The organism is Microbacterium sp. P5_B6, assembly GCF_056400345.1.
This window is the reverse complement of the sequence record NZ_JBFULL010000047.1, coordinates 1-3,938: the sequence shown is the minus strand read 5'-3', so window position 1 is coordinate 3,938 and position 3,938 is coordinate 1. Positions and strand designations below refer to the sequence as shown.

Here is a 3,938-nt window from a genome sequence, read left to right as displayed (position 1 = left end):
GGTTCAGGCTGTTGCGTCGATACGGATAAGGAGTGCCTTGCAGCGCCGGGGGCAGACTCACTTCAGCAGATTCCTGGATGACATCTCATCGAGGGAGCGGCGATAGCCGTCGGCCTCGACGGGCTCGCTGAGGACCCAGTCGACGAAGCGTTCCAGACCTGCGTTGAACGAGACGCGCGGCGTGAAGCCGAGGACTTCCCGAAGACGGGTCGTGTCGGCGACGTTGTGGCGGATATCGCCCAGCCGGTAGTTGCCCGAGATTCGGGTCGGAACCTCACGCCCGAAGGCAGCGAACAGGCTCCTGACGACCTCGCTCACGCTCGTTGCGACCCCGGATCCGACGTTGAACACCCCGCCCGCGGCATCCGCGTGCGTTGCGGCGAGGAATGTCGCCTCGACGACGTCATCGATGTAGACGAAGTCTCGGCTTTCGAGGCCGTCTTCGAAGATGTTGATCTCCTTGCCCTGGCGTATGAGCGTCGAGAAGATCGAAAGAATGCCGGTGTAGGGGTTCTTCAGTGACTGGCCGGGTCCATAGACATTCTGGTATCGCAGCGACACGGGCTCGACCCCGATCGTCGGGGCGACGGTCATGATCAGGGATTCCTGCATATGCTTCGTGATGCCGTAAACGGAGGACGGGTGCAGCTTCGCCTGCTCGTCGGTGGGCACCATTTCCAGCTGATCCGCGCCCGGGAAATGCACGTCGAAGTCGCCACTGGCCATGTCGGCGTCTGCGCGATGGGGCGGATACACGATCTCGCCCGCGGGTGTCCGGTATGCACCCTCGCCGTAGATGGAGCGCGAAGACGCGATCACGACCCGGCGGACCTCGTGCGRCTCGTTCGCGAGGAGGTCGAGAAGCTTGGCCGTGCCGCCGACGTTCGTCTCGGTGTAGCGAGCGATCTCGTACATCGACTGCCCGGTGCCGGTGTCCGCCGCGAGGTGGACGACGATGTTCACGCCATCGAGTGCCGCCCGAAGATCAGCCACCGATGTGACGCTGCCGCGGATCAACCGGGCGATGCCGTCGATCGAGCGCAGCAAGGTCGAGGTGGAGTCCGGATCGCTCCCGTGAACCTGCGGGATCAGCGCGTCGAGAACGGTGACCTCATGGCCGGCCTCGACCAATCGGCGTGCGAGGCGCGTGCCGATGAAGCCGGCTCCGCCGGTGATGAGCACATGATCGGACATGGCGGCTGACTCCTGGGTGCGAGCGACCCGCGATCGGGGTCAGAGGGCGACGATGTGCGCCAGGGTCGATTCTATCCCSGGGCGGGTGCCGTGCCGGATGACGCCGGGCAGCTCTGAAATCGCGTGCAGCCGGGACATGATGCGCGCTCTCGCCGTACAGGCGGTGCGTGACCAGCCGTGCGCGCGCGCCATTCGGCGGGCTTCTGCGTAGTACCGCCGCTCATCCCGGAATCGCCGCCCGTCGAGGAGCGTCTTCTGTGAAGCGCTGCCGCCGTGACGACGGTAGGAGAAGGCGAGGGTGGGATTGTAGGCGAGCGTGCCGCCCTCGAAGGCGATGTCCATCAGAAGGGCGAGGTCCTGGATGATCGGCAGGCCCTCCCTGAAGTCGATGCGCTTGAGCGTCGCTGCCCGGAACACGAGCGAAGGCCAGTAGAGCCAGTCGCCGCGGATGAGGCTCGTCGCCAGCTTCTCCCCGGAGAGCACGGCGATCCCGTTTCCCCCACGCGGGGCGAGGAGGTCCTGCTTGACTCGGTCCGCCAGAGGCTTGATCACCGCGCCGCGCTCGTCGATGACCTGGGTCCCCGGCTGGATGATATCGGCATGAGGCACCGCCGCGATCGTCCGCAAGGCGACGTCCACGTAGTCGGGGTGCAGCAGGTCGTCACAGCCGAGGATCGAGATGTATTCCGTGGTGGCGCGCCGGATGGCCTCGCGATAGTTCTCAGTGATCCCGACGTTCGTGGGATTGCGAATGTATGAGATGCGATCGTCGTCGATCGCCTGGAAGTACTGCGGCACGGAGGCGTCCGGGTAGCAGTCGTCGATGACGATCAGTCGCCAGTCCGGATTGTGTTGACCACGGACAGAATCCACCGTCTTGTAGAGCAGGGCAGGGTCGCCCCAGAAGGGCACGAAGATCTCGAGTGTCATTGCTCTGCAAGCCTATGAGACCAGTCTGTGGATGCGCTCGCCCACCGGTTCCCGCAATCGGCCTCGCGGAGCCGGCCGATAGAATGGCCGGGTGGCGGCGGCGCTTTGGCCCGCCGCGTCGCCGTGTGTGCGGCGAAAGCGAACATTAAGGCGCCTCCATGGATCTCCTCATCGTCGGCTCGGGCTTCTTCGGCCTCACTATCGCCGAGCGTGCGGCAGCGGCCGGACGCAAAGTGACTGTCATCGATCGCYGCCCCCACATCGGCGGCAACGCGTACAGCGAAGACGAGCCCGAGACCGGTATCGAGGTGCACCGCTATGGCGCCCACCTGTTCCACACGTCGAATCCAGCCGTGTGGGAGTACGTCAACCGCTTCACGACGTTCACCAACTACCAGCACCGCGTGTACACGAACCACAAGGGGGTCGTGTTCCCGCTTCCCATCAACCTGGGCACGATCAACCAGTTCTTCCAGGCCGGCTATTCCCCTGACGAGGCGAAGGCGCTMATCAATGAACTCGCAGGCGAGTTCGACGTCAAGGAGGCCAGAAACCTCGAGGAGAAGGGCATCGCCCTGATCGGGCGTCCCCTCTATGAGGCGTTCATCCGCGACTACACCGCCAAGCAGTGGCAGACCGATCCCAAGGATCTGCCGGCGGAGGTCATCAGTCGCCTCCCTGTGCGCTACAACTACGACAACCGCTACTTCAACGACACCTGGGAGGGCCTTCCCACCGACGGCTACACCGCGTGGCTTGAACGGATGGCTGACGATCCGAATATCGAAGTGAAGCTCGACACTGACTTCTTCGATGAATCCCAACCGCTCAACAAGAAGGCCGCAGTGGGTCAGCTTCCCATCGTCTACACGGGCCCGGTAGATCGGTACTTCGACTACACCGAGGGGGAGCTCGGATGGCGCACGATCGATCTCGAGCAGGAAGTCCTCTCGGTGGGCGACTTCCAGGGAACGTCGGTCATGAACTATGCCGACGCCGATGTGCCCTACACGCGCATCCACGAGTTCCGCCACTTCCACCCCGAGCGCGCCGACCGTTACCCCGCCGACAAGACGGTCATCATGCGGGAGTTCTCCCGCTTCGCCGATCGCGACGACGAGCCGTACTACCCGGTCAACACCCCCCAGGATCGCGAGGGACTCATCGCCTACCGAGAACTGGCGAAGGGTGAGAAGGACGTCCTTTTCGGCGGCAGACTCGGGACCTATCAGTACCTCGACATGCACATGGCTATCGGCTCGGCGCTGTCGATGTGGAACAACCAGCTCGCCTGACCCGACGACCATAGACTCGACTCCGTGACAACAGCCGCCGTCGGCGCCCCCGGATCGCCCCGGCGCTACCTGCATTCGCTGTGGCTGCTGTCGGCGCGCGACCTGCGTGTTCGCTATGCGACGAGTGCGCTGGGATACCTGTGGTCAGTGCTCGATCCGCTCGTGATGAGCGGGATCTACTGGTTCGTCTTCACTCAGGTCTTCGAGCGCACGGTCGGCCACGAGCCATACATCGTCTTCCTCATCTCCGCGCTCCTGCCATGGGTGTGGTTCAACTCCGCGGTCTCGGACTTCACGAAGGCGTTCAGCAAGGATGYCCGGCTCGTACGCTCGACAGCGATCCCGCGTTCGATCTGGGTCAACAGGATCGTACTGAGCAAAGGCATCGAATTCCTCTGCTCACTGCCGGTGCTCRCGCTCTTCGCCATCGCGACCGGTGCGCCGGTCGGCTGGGGCATCCTGTGGTTTCCGGTCGCCGTGCTGCTCCAGACCGTCCTCCTCGTCGGGTTGGGCCTGCTC

General features: G+C 64.1%; 4 protein-coding genes. 2 read left to right on the top strand and 2 right to left on the bottom strand.

Annotation, left to right across the window (positions count from 1 at the left end; all coding sequences use genetic code 11):
• Nucleotides 1-57 precede the first annotated feature (57 nt).
• Nucleotides 58-1,194, bottom strand: a complete 1,137-nt coding sequence (locus AC1DP3_RS17965) for an NAD-dependent epimerase/dehydratase family protein (protein WP_477295678.1) — start codon at nt 1,192-1,194, stop codon at nt 58-60.
• 39 nt (nt 1,195-1,233) lie between these two features.
• A complete protein-coding gene (locus AC1DP3_RS17960) occupies nt 1,234-2,124 on the bottom strand; it encodes a glycosyltransferase family 2 protein (RefSeq protein ID WP_477295676.1) in 891 nt (296 codons plus the stop codon).
• A gap of 158 nt (nt 2,125-2,282) precedes the next feature.
• On the opposite strand from AC1DP3_RS17960, the gene glf reads away from it, so the two are divergent.
• Together glf and AC1DP3_RS17950 are read left to right on the top strand one after the other, a co-directional pair.
• Nucleotides 2,283-3,419, top strand: coding sequence for a UDP-galactopyranose mutase (glf, locus tag AC1DP3_RS17955; protein WP_477295674.1), 1,137 nt, complete (start codon nt 2,283-2,285; stop codon nt 3,417-3,419).
• 24 nt (nt 3,420-3,443) lie between these two features.
• Nucleotides 3,444-3,938 (top strand): ABC transporter permease (locus tag AC1DP3_RS17950; protein WP_477295673.1); only part of this gene is annotated, 495 nt, incomplete at its 3' end.